Raw genomic sequence first — 15,823 nt, 5'->3', positions numbered from 1 at the left:
CGCCCCCGCCGGCAAGCCGTGCTGCTACGGGACGGGGTCTGGCCAAGGATTTTGATCTTGATCCTGCTTTTGCTTTTGATCTTGGTGCGCGATGGTGCAGGCGACACAGGACGCGACGTAAAGGCGCCAGGCCGAGCGTAGGTGTCGTGGAGGGGGATGAGCGGCAGGAAGCCGCGAAAGCCGTGCGGGCCATGGATGGCCCATCACGGCGTGCCCCCGGAACGGCGCCGGAGCGAGGGAAGTCCGACGAAGGAGGACCCCAGCCAGGAGCAAATGGTTTGCCTACTTTCCCGAAAGAAAGTAGGTCGCCCGTAAGGGGCGAAACCCTTAGGCGCAGTACACTCGGTAACGGATCTGCCCCCAGTGGCCGTGGCCCAGATTCTGGTGAGCATATCCGTTCGCGATGTCGACTCGGAATCACCTTTCCGCCCTTACGGCGGGTCACTTTCCTTTCGGGGAAAGTAACCAAAGCCATTTGCGACAGGCTGGGCCGTGACTTCGTCCCGGTTCCCTCACTCCGGCGTCGCTCCGTGGGTCCGCCGTGATGGGCCATCCATGGCCCGCACGGCTTTCGCGGCTTCCCTGCCGCTCAACCCACTCCACGACACCTCCGTTCGGCCTGGCGCCTTAACGTCGCGTTCGGCGGCGCCTGCACCATCGCGCATCAAGATCAAAATCAAAATCAAAATCAAAATCAAAATCAAAATCAAAATCAAAAACACGCTACCGTGCTGCTACGGGACGGAGTAAACCGAGGCTTTTGCTTCTGCTCTTGATCTTCATGCGCGATGGGTCAGACACCGCCGAACGCGACGTCAAGGCGCCAGGCCGAGCGCAGGTGTCGTGGAGGGGGATGAGCGGCAGGAAGCCGCGAAAGCTGTGCGGGCCATGAATGGCGCTCAGATAGACGGGACGGCGTGCCCCGGAACGGCACCGGAGGGAGGGAACCGAGACGAAGTCGCGGCCCAGCCAGGAGCAAATGGTTTGCCTACTTTCCCGAAAGAAAGTAGGTCGCCCGTAAGGGGCGAAACCCGTAAGCCCAACTACCGCGCCAATGGATATGTCTCCAGTCTCAGCGTCGCTAAACCCGTTACCACGCGAAGCGTAGACACGATGATTGAGTGCCAGAGTATTGCGGATGCCTTCTTTAACCATCGGGTTGGCGCTATCATGGATTCCAACGCTGCCCAGCCTGGAAGCTTTCCCGGAGATGCAAATGAGTGTGAAGGCGAAGAAGGTTTCAGATTCAGAAGTAGACGACCTGGAGCGTCTGATCCCGGATCGCGCCATGGACGCGACGCTCTCTGCCTATTTCCGAGCCGTATCCATGACCCAGTCAGGCGTTCTGCGCACCGATGCAGGCAATCTGGTTCGCGTGGCCCGTGACGGCAGCAAGACCGTTGTAGCCAAGGCCAAGCCGCGCCGTAAGGTCACGGTGGGAGAAGTGATTACCGTCCGGCGGGTCGGAGCCCAAGCTGCGAGTGATCGTGCCTAGGCTTCGAGTTTTTGCAGGTCCGAACGGATCAGGCAAAAGCACCATCAAAGGCGAGTTATCATCCGCCTTGATCAAAACCTATGTAAACGCCGATGAGCTCGAGAAAGAGGCAAAAGCTACCGGGTTCATCGACCTGTCAGCGTTCGGCATCGATATCACATTACCTGAGCTGCTGGCGTTTCATGCCGAACACCACTTGCTCATCAAGAAGGGAATGACCGGACAGGTCGAGCGCATTAGCCTGTCGGGCACCAGGGTTGACTACCGCAGTGTCATGGTCGACTCCTACTTCGCATCCGTTATTTCCGATCTGATCCGCCAACGCCTCATCGACAGGGAGATGAGCTTCACCTTCGAGACGGTGATGTCTCATCCCAGCAAAGTGGAAATCATGAAAGAGGCTCAGGCTCGGGGCTACCGAACCTACCTGTATTTCGTCTCCACGGAAGACCCCGAAATCAATGTGGACCGGGTGGCCATTCGAGTACAGGAAGGCGGTCACCCGGTTAATCCATCCGCAGTTCGTGACAGATACATCCGATCGCTGGGCCTGTTGTCAGAGGCGGTATCAGCGAGCAACCGGGCGTATATCTTCGACAACTCCGGTGACAGAGCTGTATTGCTCGCAGAAGTCACGGATGGCACCCAGCTCGAATACAGAACGGAAGAAATCCCGGACTGGTTCTTTGAAGCCTATGTGGACAAAGTGGATCACTGAACCTGGCGCCTTATGAGTCTGTAAGTGACCTACCCCGGCAAATTCACCTTCTGCTTGTCGCTGGTAAACAATCCCCACGTCGACATGAACAACGCCGCGATCATCGGGCCGATCACGAAGCCGTTCAGGCCGAAGATCGCCATGCCGCCCAGGGTCGAGATCAGGATCAGGTAATCGGGCATGCGGGTGTCCTTGCCCACCAGGATGGGCCTGAGCACGTTGTCTACAAGGCCGATCACGAATACGCCGAACAGCCCCAGCACAATCCCCTGCCAATACATCCCGCTGAGCAGGAAGTACGCCGCCACTGGCGCCCAGACGATCCCCGCCCCCACCGCTGGCAACAGCGACAGAAATGCCATGAGCACCGCCCATAGCAGCGAGCTCGGGATGTCCAGCACCCAGAAGATCAGCCCGCCCAGCGCGCCTTGAGTGATGGCGACTACCACGTTGCCCTTGACCGTCGCCCGCACCACGCGGGTGAACTTGAGTTGCAGGCGGCGTTTCTGTGGTTCGGCGAGGGGGATGGCGATGCGGATTCGGCGGGTCAGCTCCTGGCCGTCACGCAGGAAGAAAAACAGCAGGTACAGCATGATGAAGAAACTCACCACGAAATCGAAAGTACCCTGGCCGAAGCTGAACGCCTGGGTCGCCAGGTACTGGCTGCCCTGCATCGCCGCCTTGGAAATCTTGTCTTGCAGCCCCTTGAAGTCGCCCATGCCCAGACGATCAAGCCAGTGCTGCATCGACGCTGGAAGCAACGCCTTGAACTCAGCCAGGTATTTGGGGATGTCCAGTTGGCCGCTTTCGACGTTCTTGTACAGCGCCGCACCCTCCTGAACCATCAGCGTGCTGATGACGATCACCGGCAGGATGGCGATCACCAGGCACACCCCAAGGGTGCACAGCGAGGTGACGTTGCGCTTCCAACCCAGGCGCATCAGCAGTCGGCGTTGCAGCGGCGCGAAGATCACGCCCAGCACCACGGCCCAGAACACAGCGCCGTAGAACGGCAGCAGAATCCAGATGAACGCCAGGCTGACCAGTATCAGCAGCAACATCAGGGTCTTGTTTTGTAGCGCGGTTTGGTTCATGTCTCTTCCATGTCATTGAGCCGCGCTGAATCGGCGGCCTAATGATTAGTCAGCCCGCCGCGACAGGAGTGCCCTGTGTAAGGCGCGCGAAACAGCCCATGGAAGCGCTTCAGACTGGGGATTGAGACAGGGCCTGGCGCTCGGGCAGATCGATGCGCACCTGCAAGCCGCCCAGCGGGCTTTCCAGCAGTTGGATCCGGCCGCCCCAGGACTCGACGATGTCCTTGACGATGCCGAGCCCCAGGCCATGCCCGGTCACCTGTTCATCCAGGCGATTGCCGCGCCCCAGCACATCCTCGCGTCGCTCGACGGGAATACCCGGACCGTCATCGTCGATCAGCAGACAGAAGCCGTTCTCCTCCTGAGTGATGCACAGGCAGACGCTGCTGTCGGCCCACTTGCAGGCGTTGTCCAGCAGGTTGCCCAGCATCTCGAGAATGTCTTCCCTGTCCCAGGGCAGGACCAGCCCCGGCGTGACGTGATTGTTCAGCTCCAGGTGTTCGCCGTGCACCATGCGCAAGGTCGAGAACAAACCCGGCAACTCGACATCAGCCTCGAAACGCACCCCCGGCAAAGCATCGCCCGAAAGACGGGCGCGGTTGAGTTCGCGTTCCAGCCGCTGCTGAATCTGTGTCAGTTGCTCACGCAGCGTGGCGCGCAGTTGCGGGTGGGCTTCAAGCTTCTGGCCTTCGGCCAGACTCAACAGTACGGCCAGCGGTGTCTTGAGGGCATGCCCCAGATTGCCCAACGCGTTGCGTGAGCGCTTGAGGCTGTCCTCGGTGTGGGCCAGCAGGTGGTTGATCTGCGCCACCAGCGGCTCAAGTTCAAGGGGCACCTGTTCGTCGAGCTGTGATCGCTGGCCCTGTTGCAGTTGCTGAATCTGCTCGCGGGCCGTATCCAGCGGGCGCAGAGCACGGCGCACGGTCATTCGCTGGAGTACCAGAATGAGGATCAGTCCCGCCAGGCCCAGGGCCAGGCCGATTCGCTGAACCAGTGCAAAACTCGCCTTCACCGGCGAGTAATCCTGAGCGACAGTAATGGAAATCTTCTGGCCGAACTTGCGGTACGCGCTGTGCAGCACCAGCAGCGACTGCCTGCTCTTCTCAAGCTTCAGGTCGGCGTGCAGGCCAGGCTGCTCGGGCTGTGGCAGTTCAAGATCCCACAGCGAGCGCGAACGCCAGTGGCCGCCGTCGAAGTCGATGCGAAAATAGTGACCCGAATACGGCCGCTGATAGCCCGGCGACAGGCGATGCTCGTCCAGTTGCAGACCGTTGGGCCCGCGAACGATAGCCACCAGCAGCAGTTCGCTGTCATTGCGCAGGCCGGATTCGAGGTAGCGTTGCAGGCCGACTTCGAACAGCCACAGACTGATCTGCGCCAGCACCAGGCCGATGATGAGCAGCACACTGACAAGGCCCAGGCTCAGGCGCCGCTGGATGGATCTCACCCCCCTGCCCCGCCGAACCGGTAACCCTGGCCGCGCCGGGTTTCGACGACGCCGCGCCCAAGCTTGCGGCGCAGATGATTGACGTGGACTTCGATGACGTTGGAGTCGCGTTCGTTTTCGCCGTCGTACAGGTGCTCGGCCAAATGGCTCTTGGAGAGGATCTGTTCCGGGTGCAGCATGAAGTAGCGCAGCAGGCGGAACTCGGCGGCGGTGAGCTGAATCTCTTCGCCATCACGGCTGACGCACTGCCGGCCCTCGTCCAGATGCAGCCCGGCGGCTTCCAGCTTCGGCTGGTTGGCAAGGCCTCGGGCGCGGCGCAGCAACGCCTGGATACGCAATTGCAGTTCTTCGGGGTGAAAGGGTTTGGTCAGGTAATCATCGGCACCGGCCTTGAGGCCTTCGATGCGCTCGGCCCAGGAACCCCGGGCGGTGAGGATCAGCACCGGCGTCGACAGGCCCCCGGCGCGCCACTTCTGCAGCACCTCAAGCCCCGGGACGCCGGGCAGGCCGAGGTCCAGCACGATCAGGTCATAGGGCTCGCTGGCCCCCTGGTGAATCGCGTCGCGGCCGTCGGCGAGCCAGTCAACCGCGTACCCCTGGCGGTTCAGAGTGCCGACCAGTTCATCGGCCAGGGGTACGTTGTCTTCAACCAGTAGCAGACGCATCAATCATCTTCCTTGTCTTCCAGCAAGCGGCTGTCACGGGCATCGAATTTCAATTCGCGAACCACGTGATCCACCGTCAACAGCTCGATCTCGTAGACCAGCCGATCATGTTTCTCTTCCAGCTCCGCCTCCAGCAACCTGGAGCCGGGATAGCGTCCCAGTGCCTGTTCGATGAACTGCTCCAGCGGCAGGATCACGCCCTTGCGCCGAAGCTCCAGCGCCTGGTCCTGATTCAGGTCCCGCGCCGTGCAGACGGCCGAAGCAAGGACCACGCAGCTTGCGAGCACGCAATAAACGAGGCACTCGGCGGGACGCTTACTGGCGATCATCACTTGTCCTGATGATCCTTGAGTACCTGGCCGCTGACAGCGTCAACTTCGACATCCCATTCGACACCCTGGGCGTCGCGCAGGTCGACCTGATAAACGTACTTGCCATAGTGCTCTTCCAGCTCGGTGTCGGTAATGGTGGCATTGGGATGTTTGGCCAGCGCCGCAGCATTGAGTTTCTCGAAAGACTGAATAGTACCTGCATCGCGCAGCTTGAGCGCCTGATCCGGGCCAAGATCCTTGGCTTGAACGTAACCGGCGGTGACGGCGAGGGCAGCAGCAGTGAAAAAGGCAGTAAAGGTGTTCATGGTGTTTCTCCGTTTTGGGTTCAGCGTGTTTACGGAATTCACGATAAACATCCGAACTTAATTGAAGCTGAATTTTCTGGCCACCTGCCATCACCCTGATCAGGGATCTGGTTCGCCCTTGAGCACTGACCAGTGGATATAATCAACGCCTGCTCAACCACGGAGTACACATGAGCGCGATTCAGATCAAATCCCGCGCACTGACGATCAAGGCCGGCAAACGCGCCATGGCGCGGATTCGCGACCGAGGCCTCGCGCCAGCGGACGTTGCCATCATTCCCGGCGCCGCAGGCGGCCCCAAGGCACTGGGGATTCAGGGCCTGGACCTGGCGCTGTTCGGCGAATGGCTGCCACGGGCCCCGCGCGAGCGTTCGCTGATCGGTGCGTCCATCGGTTCCTGGCGGTTTGCCAGCGCCTGCCTGCCCGACCCTGTGCAAGGCATCGAGCGGCTGGGCAAGCTCTACAACGAGCAGAGCTTCGCCAAGGGCGTGACCATGGCTGAGGTCAGCAGCAGTTGCGTGAAGATGCTCGACGACCTGCTTGAGGGCCGCGATGCCAGTGTGTTGAGCAACCCCTATTACCGGCTCAACATCATGATCGTGAAGAGCCACGGGCTGCTGGCGCTGGATCATCGCGGCGGCCTGGGGCTGGGCCTGGGCTCGGTGATCGCGAACAACCTGCTGGGGCGCGCGCGTTTGTCCCGGCACTTCGAACGCCTGATCATGCACGATGCCCGCCTGGCGCCACCACTGTCGGCCCTGACGGACTTCCCGTCGCGCTGCCTGCCTCTGGACGTCGGCAATCTGCGCCAGGCGTTGCTGGCCTCGGGTTCGATTCCCATGGTGATGCAGGGCGTGATGGACATTCCCGGTGCAGGGCCCGGGACCTTCCGCGACGGCGGCCTGCTGGACTATCACCTGGACCTGCCCTACAGCGGCAGCGACATCGTGCTGTACCCGCATTTCACCGACAAAATCATCCCTGGCTGGTTCGACAAGACCCTGCCGTGGCGCCGTGGGGACCTGGACCGCCTGCAGGATGTGGTGCTGCTGGCACCCTCTGCCGATTATCTGTCGACCCTGCCCTTCGGCAAACTGCCAGACCGCAGCGACTTCAAGCGCTTCGTGGGCAAGGATCAGGAGCGCCAGCGCTACTGGCGTACCGCGATGGAACAGAGTCGCAGGCTGGGTGATGAATTCATCGACCTGGTAGACAGCGGCAAGCTTTCGGAGCAAATGGACGCACTGATCTAACCAAGCGGTCAGGTTTTGCCTGCCCCTGGACAAACCTTTGCTGGTAAACTCGTCGGCTGCATCCATCGCCCTGGCGATCGCCACCTCTCAAGGCTTTTAATACCGTGGAAATTTTCAAGGAATTTACGTTCGAATCCGCCCACCGCCTTCCTCACGTTCCTGAGGGCCACAAGTGCGGCCGACTGCATGGTCACTCCTTCCGGGTAGCGATCTACCTGCAGGGCGAGCCGGATCCGCATACTGGCTGGATCCGCGACTTCTCGGAAATCAAGACCATCTTCAAGCCGCTGTACGAGCGTCTTGACCACAACTACCTCAACGACATTCCAGGCCTGGAAAACCCGACCAGCGAAGTGCTGGTGAAGTGGATCTGGAACGAGCTCAAGCCTTTGTTGCCCGAGCTGTCGGCCATTCGTATTCACGAGACCTGCACCAGCGGTTGCGTGTATCGCGGCGAGTAATGTTCAAAAAACCACCTTTGGGTGGTTTTTCATTTATTGGCTGTGGTGCCCTCCAGATCGCCCCCGCCGGCACATGCTCCGCGCCGGTCTTTGTAGGAGCGCGCTTGCCCGCGAACGCGTCGGACCAGACGCCTCAGAGGTGCCTGACCCACCGCCATCGCGGCAAGCGAGCTCCTACGGATCCGTGTTGAACGGTGATTCTCGATACACCCACAACCCCGTAGCAGCACGGCTTGCCGGCGGGGGCGATTTCGAGAACGCTGCCTAGAACCGATAATCCACCGCCAGGCTGGACAACACCGTCCTGCTCGCCTGAGAACCGGCCTTGCCGCCGAAGTGATAGCTCTGGCCGCTCGGCAGATCCGTATACCGCGTACTGCCCTTGGCCTCGGCATGCACTTGATAATCGACACCCGCCTTCACCGCAAGCTGCGGACTGACCTGATAAGACGCACCCAGCGCCAGGCTCTGCATCTGGCCGGTGTTGCCGTTGTTCCCGGCAACGGTCAGGCTGCGCATGTGGTGCGTATCGAATGACCGGGCCTTGACCCACTGGCTGTACTTGAACCGCCCTTCGAGGGTCCAGGCCCGGTAGTTGTAGATGCCGACCAGCCCGATATAAGGCGTGTCGTAGGTCTGTTGATAACTGACGCCTTTCTCGCCCCGTGGAAACTCCCCGGTCGAGTCCCGGAAATCGTCCTCTGAATAGACGTAACGGCCACCGCGAGCCTGCCAGCCCAACTGCGTGCGCTGATACCCGAGCATCACCCCTACTGCCAGATCATCGCGCTTCAACGCCCAGGCGGTGGCTGCCACTTCTGCTTGCCAGGCCTTCTGTACGCGGGTGTTGGGGTGATCGGAATAGTCGCTCCAACTCTCGCCGTCATCGCCTGACCAGTCATAGTCCTTCATGTGCCCGTCGCCCTTGGTGATCTGGGTCCAGCCCCGGGCTTCGAGGGACAGCCAGTCCAGCGGATCATAAGTCAGCCCCAGGTGCAGTGTGGGAATCTGCTTGAGGTCCCAGTTCAACTGGCTGATTTTCTTGCCGTCATCAGTGTCGTACACCTTCTCCTGTGCCTGGCCACTGAGCAGACCCAGCCCCAGGCTGACTGCCACCTGACCCAGTTGAAAGCCCTGTTCCTCAGTCACCTTCGCGTCGGCGGCTGCATCCTGCACCAGCAGCGCAAGCCCCATTACCGCCAGCGTTCTACGTCCGTTCATCACCCACTCCGCACCGTTTCAAAGAGGGTGTAAAGAATGAACGCGCACGCAGGATGGTTCTGCCAGCCCTCTCCCACTAAACCTGTGTGAAACCTAAACTCGCGATGACGGACCGATCCTACAAACCATTCGCGCAGAAAAAAGGGCCGCCCGTTTGCCCGGGCGGCCCTCTGGTCAATGCGTCAGACGTGGATCACGCCAGACTCTTGCTCACCACTTCATAGACATCAGGCGACAGCGGACCGGATGCGAGAATGCGCTCCAGCTCGGCCTTCATCAGGCCCTGACGTTTATCGTCGTACTTGCGCCAGCGGGTCAGCGGCGCCAGTTGACGCGAGGCGATCTGCGGGTTGAAGCCGTTCAGCTCGATGACCAGATCGGCCAGGAAGCGATAGCCCGAGCCGTCCGCCGCGTGGAAGTTGATGAGGTTCTGCCCGGCGAACGCGCCGATCAGTGCCCGCACCTTGTTCGGGTTCTTCATGGTGAAGGCCGGGTGCTGCATCAACGCTTTCACGCGGCCCAGACCGCCAGGCAAGGTGCTGGCCGCCTGGACGCTGAACCACTGATCCATGACCAGCGCGTTGTCCTTGAAGTTCTCGGCGAACACCGCCAGTGCCTTGGCCTTCTCGTCTTCGAACGGCGAGTTGACCAGCACGGCCAGCGCGGTCAGGCGCTCGGTCATGTTGTCGGCCGTGTCGAACTGGTCGATGGCGGCTGTCAGCACTTCAGGCTTGCCGCTCAGCATCAGGTAGGACAGGGCAATGTTCTGCAACGCACGGCGGGCGAAGTGCTCGGACTCGGCGACGTAAGCGGTGTTTTTCGACAGCTCGCGGTTGGCCTGATAACGCTTCCACAGCGCGTCGCTCAGGCTGTTCGCCAGTTGCTGACGGGTGAACTCGCGGGCAGCATGGATCGCATCGACATCGGCCACTTCGCTGATTTCGGTGAGGTAGGCCTCGCCCGGCAACGACAGCATTTCAGCGACCATGGCCTGATCCAGCGAATCATCAGCCAGCACAGTACCGAGCGCCGTGATCAGACGCTGATCCAGCACCAAAGCCTCGCCCTTCTGATGCTGGGCGATCAGTTCCTGCAACACCTGAACCGACAACTGCTGCCCGGCATCCCAACGGTTGAAACCGTCGCTGTCGTGCTGCATCAGGAACATCAACTGGTCGCGGTTGTACGGGAAGCTCAGTTTCACCGGCGCCGAGAAACCGCGCAGCAGCGATGGCAGCGGCTGTTCGGCGATGTCTACGAAGGTGAAGGTCTGTTCGGCTTCGGTGACCGAAATCACCCGGGAAGTGCCGGATGCCGACGATTCGCCCTGCAGACGCAACGCGATTTCGCGGCCCTGTGGGTCCAGCAGGCCCATGGATACCGGGATCACGAACGGCTTTTTCTCCTCGCCAGGCTGGCCGGGGGTGGTCGGCGCGCTTTGGCGGAAGGTCAGGCTGTAGGTCTTGGCCGCGGCGTCGTAGGCATCGGTCACGCTCAGGCGTGGCGTGCCCGCTTGCGAGTACCAGCGCTTGAATTGGGTCAGGTCGATGCCGTTGGCGTCTTCCATGGCCTTGACGAAATCGTCGCAGGTCACGGCCTGGCCGTCGTGGCGTTCGAAGTACAGGTCGCTGCCCTTGCGGAAGCCATCAGCGCCCAGCAGGGTGTGGATCATGCCGACCACTTCCGAGCCCTTTTCGTACACGGTCAGGGTGTAGAAGTTGGAAATCTCGATGAAGCTGTCCGGGCGTACGGCGTGGGCCATGGGGCCGGCGTCTTCGGCGAACTGGTGGGTGCGCAGGTAGGCAACGTCCTGGATGCGCTTGACCGTGGCCGAGTTCATGTCGGCCGAGAAGCCCGAGTCACGGAATACGGTAAAGCCTTCCTTGAGCGACAACTGGAACCAGTCGCGGCAGGTCACGCGGTTGCCCGACCAGTTGTGGAAATACTCGTGGGCGACGATGGCTTCGACGCGCTGGTGGGCGGCGTCGGTCGCGGTTTCGGCGCGGGCCAGCACGGCGCTGGAGTTGAAGATGTTGAGGCCCTTGTTCTCCATGGCGCCCATGTTGAAGTCGTTCACCGCCACGATCATGAAGATGTCCAGGTCGTATTCGCGGCCGTAGACCTCCTCGTCCCAGCGCATGGACTTCTTCAGGCTGTCCATGGCGTGCTGGCACTTGTCGATGTTTTCCTGCTCGACGTAAATGCGCAGCGTGACCTTGCGCTCGGTCATGGTGGTGAAGGTGTCTTCGATGCACCACAGGTCGCCCGCCACCAGCGCGAACAGGTAGGCAGGCTTCTTGAACGGGTCTTCCCAGGTGATCCAGTGACGGCCGTCGTCGGAAGGACCGGCATCAACCGGGTTGCCGTTGGACAGCAGGATCGGGAAGTCCTGCTTGTCGGCGATCACGGTCGTGGTGAAGCTGCTCATCACGTCCGGACGGTCGAGGTAATAGGTGATCTTGCGGAAACCCTCGGCCTCGCACTGGGTGCAGAACATGCCGCTGGACTTGTACAGGCCTTCCAGCGCGGTGTTGGTTTCCGGATGGATCTTCACGCTGGTATCCAGAGTGAAGGTCTCTGTGGCCGGCTGCACAGTCAGGTTGTCCGGCGTCAGGACGTAGTCGCCCGATGCCAGATCGACGTCGGCCAGCTTGACCGACAGCAGCTCCAGCTGTTGGCCATCCAGTACCAGCGGTGGCAGGCCTGGACCCCGTTCCGGGTTGCGGCGCATGACCAGTTGCGCGTGGACCAGGGTGTGGTCGTCGAACAATTCGAAGGTCAGGTGCGTCTCGTCGATGAGGTACTCAGGCGCCTGATAATCCTTCAGGTAGATCATTTTCGGCTGTTCGGTACGCATGATGCTGTCCTTAGTGATGCACGGCGAGCTGGTAGGCCGTGTACTTGCGAATGTTGATCACGCCGGTGTCGAAGATCAGGTATTGACCCTTGATCCCCAGCAACGTGCCTTCGGCGATGGGATCCTTGTCCAGGTTGAAGCTGACGATCTTGGCGGGATACGCCTGGACCGGGTACTGAATCTCGATGGGCGCCACGTCGTCGAGCAACTGGATCGCCTGCAGCCCGAATCGCGCTTGCAGATCGGCAATGCCCTGGGCGCAAGACTCGAACAATTGCTGACGAATGGCCGTCAGGTCAACCGATGGCGCATCGCCTTTAAGCAGCGCGCGCCAGTTGGTGCGGTCGGCCACCTGGCTGCGGAACAGGTCTTCGACGAAGCCCGATTGCTGGCGGGTCGAGACGCGCACGATGGGCAGCGCCTGGCTTGCGCCCTGGTCCAGCCAGCGGGTTGGCAACTGGGTGGCGCGGGTGATGCCCACTTTCACGCCCGAGGAGTTGGCCAGGTAGACAACGTGGTCGGTCATGCAGAACTGCTCGCCCCAGCTCGGCTCACGGCAGGTGCCGTGTTCGTGGTGGCATTTTTCCGGGCTCATGATGCACACGTCGCACTGCGCCAGCTTCTGCATGCAGGGGTAGCAATAACCCTGGCTGAAACTGGTCTTGGTCTTGCGACCGCAGTGGCTGCAATGGATCGCGCCCAGGTATTCCAGGCGCACGGTCTTGCCGATCAGCGGGTTGACCGGGATCTGCGCATCGCCCAGGCGAAACGCATATTCGACCCGCGAGGCATCGAGCCGCGCAGACATTTTGTTGACGGAGCCGCGACCGATTTCAATCAATGGATGGCATCCGACTTGAACAGGATGTTCGGCACCGGCGCCGACTTGGAGGCACATTCCTGCGGGCCCATGTAGCCGATGCGCTGCTCTTCGGGCACGTTGCGCACTTCCCAGGCGATCAGCGCCTGCAGCGACAGCTCACGTTGTTCCTGAGTCAGCTTGCGGCCATCGGACCACTTGCCGATTTCCACGGCCAGTTTCAGGCTTTCGTAGATGTCCGGGGTGATGTTTTCGATCATTTCGACAAAAGAGGACATTGGGTTCTCCCAGAATTAAGCGGGCGATTTTAATGTTTACGGCGCGCTAATGCACCGCCCACAAGACCTGTTGCACAACCGACGATCAGGCCGCCGACATGGGCACCGTTGGCGATCTCGCCAAACCCCAGCAGCCCGACCACGCCGGACATGCACACCACCAGCCAGATCAGCATCATGCCCAGGGTGCCGCGCGGCAGGCGATAGAGCGCGCCGGGCGCCAGCAGTTGGTAGATCCAGCAATGCCCCAGCAAGGCATAGAGCACGCCGGACAGCCCGCCAAACAGCGTCGGGCCGCTCCAGAAATACTGCACGTAGTTGGAAAACGCTGCGAACACCAGGGTCAGGCCCAGCAATGTCCAGCGTCCCTGGCGCACTTCGATTCGCCGCCCAAGCTCCCAGAACCACAGGGCGTTCATCACCAGGTGCAGGAGGCCGAAGTGGATCAGCATGGGCGAGATGATCCGCCACCACTGCCCCGCCGCCAGCGACACGTCCAGCGGGGTGAACATGACGTAGTTGCCGCTGACGCGGAAATCGTTGAAGGTCAGCCAGCTCAGGGCGTCGAGGTTGTCGCCCAGCAGCGTGACGCCGGCAACGATCGCGCACAGCAGCAGAATCGCCACCGTCATCGGGGCACTGCGCACCTGCATCAGGGGGCTGGGCCGGCTGCTCGCCACAAGCTCCCGGCCCGGGGGCAACTGCGCCGTGGGATCACCCTGGGGATATTGCCGATAAAGCTCGCCGATATCCGCGACCAGCGTGCCCGCGTCCGGCACCCAGAGCACTTGCTCGCCAGCCTCCTCGCTGACCCGATGGGGCACGTTGAGGCGCCGGAGCAATTCGACGAAGCCGTTCAGGTCGGTGTTGAGGGGCATCCGTAATGCCACGACCGGCTTCACTGGGCCGTCTCCGGGCGCTTGACGTCAACCCAGACGAACTTGCCCGGATCGATGACGCTTTCCTGATCCAGGCGGTAGGCCACCAGCTTGCCGTACAGCACTGCGCTGTAGTCCAGGCACGCAAGGTTGGGGCGGATCGGCGCGGGAACGCCACTGCGCCAGTAATGGCCGACGAACAGCAACGGCTGGTCGATGCCATAGCGCAGCAGCGCGTTTTTCTCGGTGTCCGAGAGCGGCCGCTTGGCCACCGGCTCCGGCAGCGCGTCGGGCTGGAACACTACATCGCCGTAGGTCTGCGGGTCGTCTTCCCAGAATTTGGTACGGAACGAGGCCCGCGTCAGGCCGTCACCGCCGGTCAGCGTCATGCCGTGGGGCAGGCGCATGTCGGTGCCGCGCAGCAGACGGTCGAACACCGCGCTGGCGAAACTGCCCGGCAGCGCCGAGGCCTGGACGAAATGCTGGTCGATGCGACCGTCGCCATGGGCGCTGCGCAGCGGTTCGATCAGGCTGGCGTCCCAGCAGGCGTGCACCAGCCGGAAACGTTCGGCGTCGATGAACAGCGGCAGCTCGTAGAACCAGTTGAGGAAATCCTTCCAGTCGCCGGGGTGATGTTCGAACTGCGCCAGCGTTTCGCCGAGCAGGCGGGCATGGCGCGGCGTGTGTTCGCGCACGAACTGTTTGCCGCTCTCGGGCGGCGCAGGGGTTTCCCAGCCCAGGGCGTTGAACTCATGGTTGCCCATGATGCAGAACGCGTGACCGGCCACGACCATGTCGTGAACGATGTGCAGCGCCTCGCGAATCCGCGGGCCGCGGTCGATGATGTCGCCCAGGAACAGGGCGATGCGTTCAGGGTGGCGCCATACGCCGGCCTGAAAACGGTAACCAAGGGTGTCGAGCAAGTGCTCAAGGGTCTGGGCACATCCATGCACGTCACCGATCAGATCGTAGCTACGCGCGGGATCGAGCATCAGTCGCTCCCGCCGCCGAGCCGACTGCCCCAACCGAGTTTGGTCCGGCAGACTTCGTAATAGTTGTGGTCCAGCGGGTGGATCAGGCGCAGTTTCTGGGGCTTTTTCTTGACCGTCACGGTGTCACCCGGTGCGCAGGTGAAGTGGTTTTGTCCATCGCAGGAGACCTGTGGATAAATCGTCATGTCCTTTGAGACAACGATTTTCAGCTCACTGTTGCCATCGACGACAATTGGCCGGCCAGAAAGTGTGTGTGGATACATCGGCACGATGACGATGGCGTCCAGTTTGGGGTGCATGATCGGCCCGCCCGCCGACAGCGCGTAGGCGGTGGAGCCGGTCGGCGTCGCGACAATCAATCCGTCGGCCTTCTGGCTGCAGACGAACTGGCCGTCGATGTAGATCTCGAATTCGATCATGCGCGTGGATTTGCCGGGGTGCAGCACCACGTCGTTGAGCGCGTCGCCCTGGCCGATGGCTTCGCCGTGGCGGCGCACTTCGGCCTGGAGCAGGAAGCGGTTTTCCACCAGGTAGTGGCCGTCCAGCACTTCGGCGACCTTCACTTCCAGCTCGTCGGGGCGGATGTCGGTCAGAAAGCCCAGGCTGCCACGATTGATCCCCAGCACCGGCACGTTGTGCTTGGCCAGCGCCCGGGCCGCGCCCAGGAGGCTGCCGTCGCCGCCGACCACGATGACCATGTCGCAGACCTCGCCCAGCATCTTGCGCGAGGACGTCTGCAGGCCGTGGCCAGGCAGGACTTCGGCGATGGTGTCTTCGAGGATCACATGCAGGTGCCGCGACATCAGGAATTTCTTGAGTCGGCGGACGGTCTCCAGCACCTGGGAACTGCCCAGGCGACCGATGATGCCGATATTACGAAATTGCTCCATGGGGCTCCCGCAGGGTCGATACGTGTAAAGAAAGCGATTATGGGCGATGGGGTCGATAGCGGCAAATGATGCCTGAATCCGTTGCGATCCCCGTAGCAGCCGGGCTTGCCCGCGGGA

At 61.5% G+C, this 15,823-nt stretch carries 17 protein-coding genes; 4 read left to right on the top strand and 13 right to left on the bottom strand.

The window, feature by feature from the left end; genetic code table 11:
- Positions 1 to 512 precede the first annotated feature (512 nt).
- The gene (locus NPS29_RS25915; RefSeq protein ID WP_274136171.1) at positions 513 to 722 is read right to left on the bottom strand and encodes a hypothetical protein; all 210 of its coding nucleotides are present in this window, start codon (positions 720 to 722) and stop codon (positions 513 to 515) included.
- A 494-nt stretch (positions 723 to 1,216) separates the two neighbouring features.
- Here NPS29_RS25915 and NPS29_RS25910 point away from each other — a divergent pair, with 494 nt between their 5' ends.
- Both NPS29_RS25910 and NPS29_RS25905 read left to right on the top strand, forming a co-directional pair.
- On the top strand, positions 1,217 to 1,495 hold the full coding sequence (locus tag NPS29_RS25910) for a hypothetical protein (protein WP_274136169.1): 279 nt from the start codon (positions 1,217 to 1,219) through the stop codon (positions 1,493 to 1,495).
- Positions 1,482 to 2,213, top strand: coding sequence for a zeta toxin family protein (locus NPS29_RS25905; RefSeq protein ID WP_274136167.1), 732 nt, complete (start codon positions 1,482 to 1,484; stop codon positions 2,211 to 2,213). The genes NPS29_RS25910 and NPS29_RS25905 overlap by 14 nt, the downstream gene beginning before the upstream one ends.
- A 29-nt stretch (positions 2,214 to 2,242) precedes the next feature.
- Here the strand turns inward: NPS29_RS25905 and NPS29_RS25900 are convergent, their stop codons facing one another.
- The 5 genes from NPS29_RS25900 to NPS29_RS25880 all read right to left on the bottom strand — a co-directional run bounded on the left by NPS29_RS25900 (position 2,243) and on the right by NPS29_RS25880 (position 6,056).
- Complete coding sequence (locus tag NPS29_RS25900) at positions 2,243 to 3,307, bottom strand: AI-2E family transporter (RefSeq protein ID WP_274136165.1); 1,065 nt, start codon at positions 3,305 to 3,307, stop codon at positions 2,243 to 2,245.
- A gap of 109 nt (positions 3,308 to 3,416) precedes the next feature.
- The gene (locus tag NPS29_RS25895) at positions 3,417 to 4,754 is read right to left on the bottom strand and encodes a sensor histidine kinase (protein ID WP_274136163.1); all 1,338 of its coding nucleotides are present in this window, start codon (positions 4,752 to 4,754) and stop codon (positions 3,417 to 3,419) included.
- On the bottom strand, positions 4,751 to 5,419 hold the full coding sequence (locus NPS29_RS25890) for a response regulator transcription factor (protein WP_274136161.1): 669 nt from the start codon (positions 5,417 to 5,419) through the stop codon (positions 4,751 to 4,753). Before NPS29_RS25890 ends, NPS29_RS25895 begins: the two co-directional genes overlap by 4 nt.
- The gene (locus NPS29_RS25885) at positions 5,419 to 5,748 is read right to left on the bottom strand and encodes a PepSY domain-containing protein (RefSeq protein ID WP_274136159.1); all 330 of its coding nucleotides are present in this window, start codon (positions 5,746 to 5,748) and stop codon (positions 5,419 to 5,421) included. The genes NPS29_RS25890 and NPS29_RS25885 overlap by 1 nt, the downstream gene beginning before the upstream one ends.
- Entirely contained in the window at positions 5,748 to 6,056 is a 309-nt protein-coding gene (locus NPS29_RS25880) for a PepSY domain-containing protein (protein WP_274136157.1), read from the bottom strand. Before NPS29_RS25880 ends, NPS29_RS25885 begins: the two co-directional genes overlap by 1 nt.
- A 170-nt stretch (positions 6,057 to 6,226) precedes the next feature.
- Between NPS29_RS25880 and NPS29_RS25875 the strand changes: the two genes are divergently transcribed.
- Positions 6,227 to 7,309 (top strand): patatin-like phospholipase family protein, encoded by a 1,083-nt coding sequence (locus tag NPS29_RS25875; RefSeq protein ID WP_274136155.1) that lies wholly within the window; start codon positions 6,227 to 6,229, stop codon positions 7,307 to 7,309.
- A gap of 104 nt (positions 7,310 to 7,413) precedes the next feature.
- Positions 7,414 to 7,770 carry a 6-carboxytetrahydropterin synthase QueD gene (gene queD, locus NPS29_RS25870; RefSeq protein WP_274136153.1) on the top strand — a complete coding sequence of 119 codons (357 nt, stop codon included), beginning with the start codon at positions 7,414 to 7,416 and terminating at the stop codon, positions 7,768 to 7,770.
- Between the two features lie 264 nt (positions 7,771 to 8,034).
- On the opposite strand, the gene NPS29_RS25865 is transcribed toward queD, so the two are convergent.
- The 7 genes from NPS29_RS25865 to NPS29_RS25835 form a co-directional block, all read right to left on the bottom strand.
- The gene (locus NPS29_RS25865; protein ID WP_274136151.1) at positions 8,035 to 8,991 is read right to left on the bottom strand and encodes an omptin family outer membrane protease; all 957 of its coding nucleotides are present in this window, start codon (positions 8,989 to 8,991) and stop codon (positions 8,035 to 8,037) included.
- 193 nt (positions 8,992 to 9,184) lie between these two features.
- On the bottom strand, positions 9,185 to 11,848 hold the full coding sequence (pepN, locus tag NPS29_RS25860) for an aminopeptidase N (protein WP_274136149.1): 2,664 nt from the start codon (positions 11,846 to 11,848) through the stop codon (positions 9,185 to 9,187).
- A gap of 10 nt (positions 11,849 to 11,858) precedes the next feature.
- Positions 11,859 to 12,689: a DUF2797 domain-containing protein gene (locus NPS29_RS25855; RefSeq protein WP_274136148.1), complete on the bottom strand. Its 831-nt coding sequence runs from the start codon at positions 12,687 to 12,689 to the stop codon at positions 11,859 to 11,861.
- Positions 12,686 to 12,946 (bottom strand): YeaC family protein, encoded by a 261-nt coding sequence (locus NPS29_RS25850; protein WP_062380693.1) that lies wholly within the window; start codon positions 12,944 to 12,946, stop codon positions 12,686 to 12,688. The genes NPS29_RS25855 and NPS29_RS25850 overlap by 4 nt, the downstream gene beginning before the upstream one ends.
- A 29-nt stretch (positions 12,947 to 12,975) precedes the next feature.
- A complete protein-coding gene (locus tag NPS29_RS25845) occupies positions 12,976 to 13,848 on the bottom strand; it encodes a rhomboid family intramembrane serine protease (RefSeq protein ID WP_274136147.1) in 873 nt (290 codons plus the stop codon).
- Entirely contained in the window at positions 13,845 to 14,816 is a 972-nt protein-coding gene (locus NPS29_RS25840; protein WP_274136146.1) for a metallophosphoesterase, read from the bottom strand. The genes NPS29_RS25845 and NPS29_RS25840 overlap by 4 nt, the downstream gene beginning before the upstream one ends.
- A complete protein-coding gene (locus NPS29_RS25835) occupies positions 14,816 to 15,706 on the bottom strand; it encodes an NAD(+) kinase (protein ID WP_274136145.1) in 891 nt (296 codons plus the stop codon). The genes NPS29_RS25840 and NPS29_RS25835 overlap by 1 nt, the downstream gene beginning before the upstream one ends.
- Positions 15,707 to 15,823 lie beyond the last annotated feature (117 nt).

Origin of the sequence: Pseudomonas putida (assembly GCF_028682175.1) — a bacterium.
In the GTDB taxonomy this organism is placed as follows: domain Bacteria; phylum Pseudomonadota; class Gammaproteobacteria; order Pseudomonadales; family Pseudomonadaceae; genus Aquipseudomonas; species Aquipseudomonas putida_AD.
Note: the sequence above shows the minus strand (reverse complement) of the source record. Positions and strands in the feature narration are given on the sequence as shown.

What these genes read in the sequence shown, in the direction of transcription:
- NPS29_RS25875 (WP_274136155.1), top strand. Translation starts at nt 6,227, where the DNA reads ATGAGCGCGATTCAGATCAAATCCCGCGCACTGACGATCAAGGCCGGC.
- NPS29_RS25865 (WP_274136151.1), bottom strand. Translation starts at nt 8,991, where the DNA reads ATGAACGGACGTAGAACGCTGGCGGTAATGGGGCTTGCGCTGCTGGTG.
- NPS29_RS25880 (WP_274136157.1), bottom strand. Translation starts at nt 6,056, where the DNA reads ATGAACACCTTTACTGCCTTTTTCACTGCTGCTGCCCTCGCCGTCACC.
- pepN (WP_274136149.1), bottom strand. Translation starts at nt 11,848, where the DNA reads ATGCGTACCGAACAGCCGAAAATGATCTACCTGAAGGATTATCAGGCG.
- NPS29_RS25850 (WP_062380693.1), bottom strand. Translation starts at nt 12,946, where the DNA reads ATGTCCTCTTTTGTCGAAATGATCGAAAACATCACCCCGGACATCTAC.
- NPS29_RS25890 (WP_274136161.1), bottom strand. Translation starts at nt 5,419, where the DNA reads ATGCGTCTGCTACTGGTTGAAGACAACGTACCCCTGGCCGATGAACTG.
- NPS29_RS25900 (WP_274136165.1), bottom strand. Translation starts at nt 3,307, where the DNA reads ATGAACCAAACCGCGCTACAAAACAAGACCCTGATGTTGCTGCTGATA.
- NPS29_RS25835 (WP_274136145.1), bottom strand. Translation starts at nt 15,706, where the DNA reads ATGGAGCAATTTCGTAATATCGGCATCATCGGTCGCCTGGGCAGTTCC.
- NPS29_RS25885 (WP_274136159.1), bottom strand. Translation starts at nt 5,748, where the DNA reads ATGATCGCCAGTAAGCGTCCCGCCGAGTGCCTCGTTTATTGCGTGCTC.
- NPS29_RS25840 (WP_274136146.1), bottom strand. Translation starts at nt 14,816, where the DNA reads ATGCTCGATCCCGCGCGTAGCTACGATCTGATCGGTGACGTGCATGGA.
- NPS29_RS25910 (WP_274136169.1), top strand. Translation starts at nt 1,217, where the DNA reads ATGAGTGTGAAGGCGAAGAAGGTTTCAGATTCAGAAGTAGACGACCTG.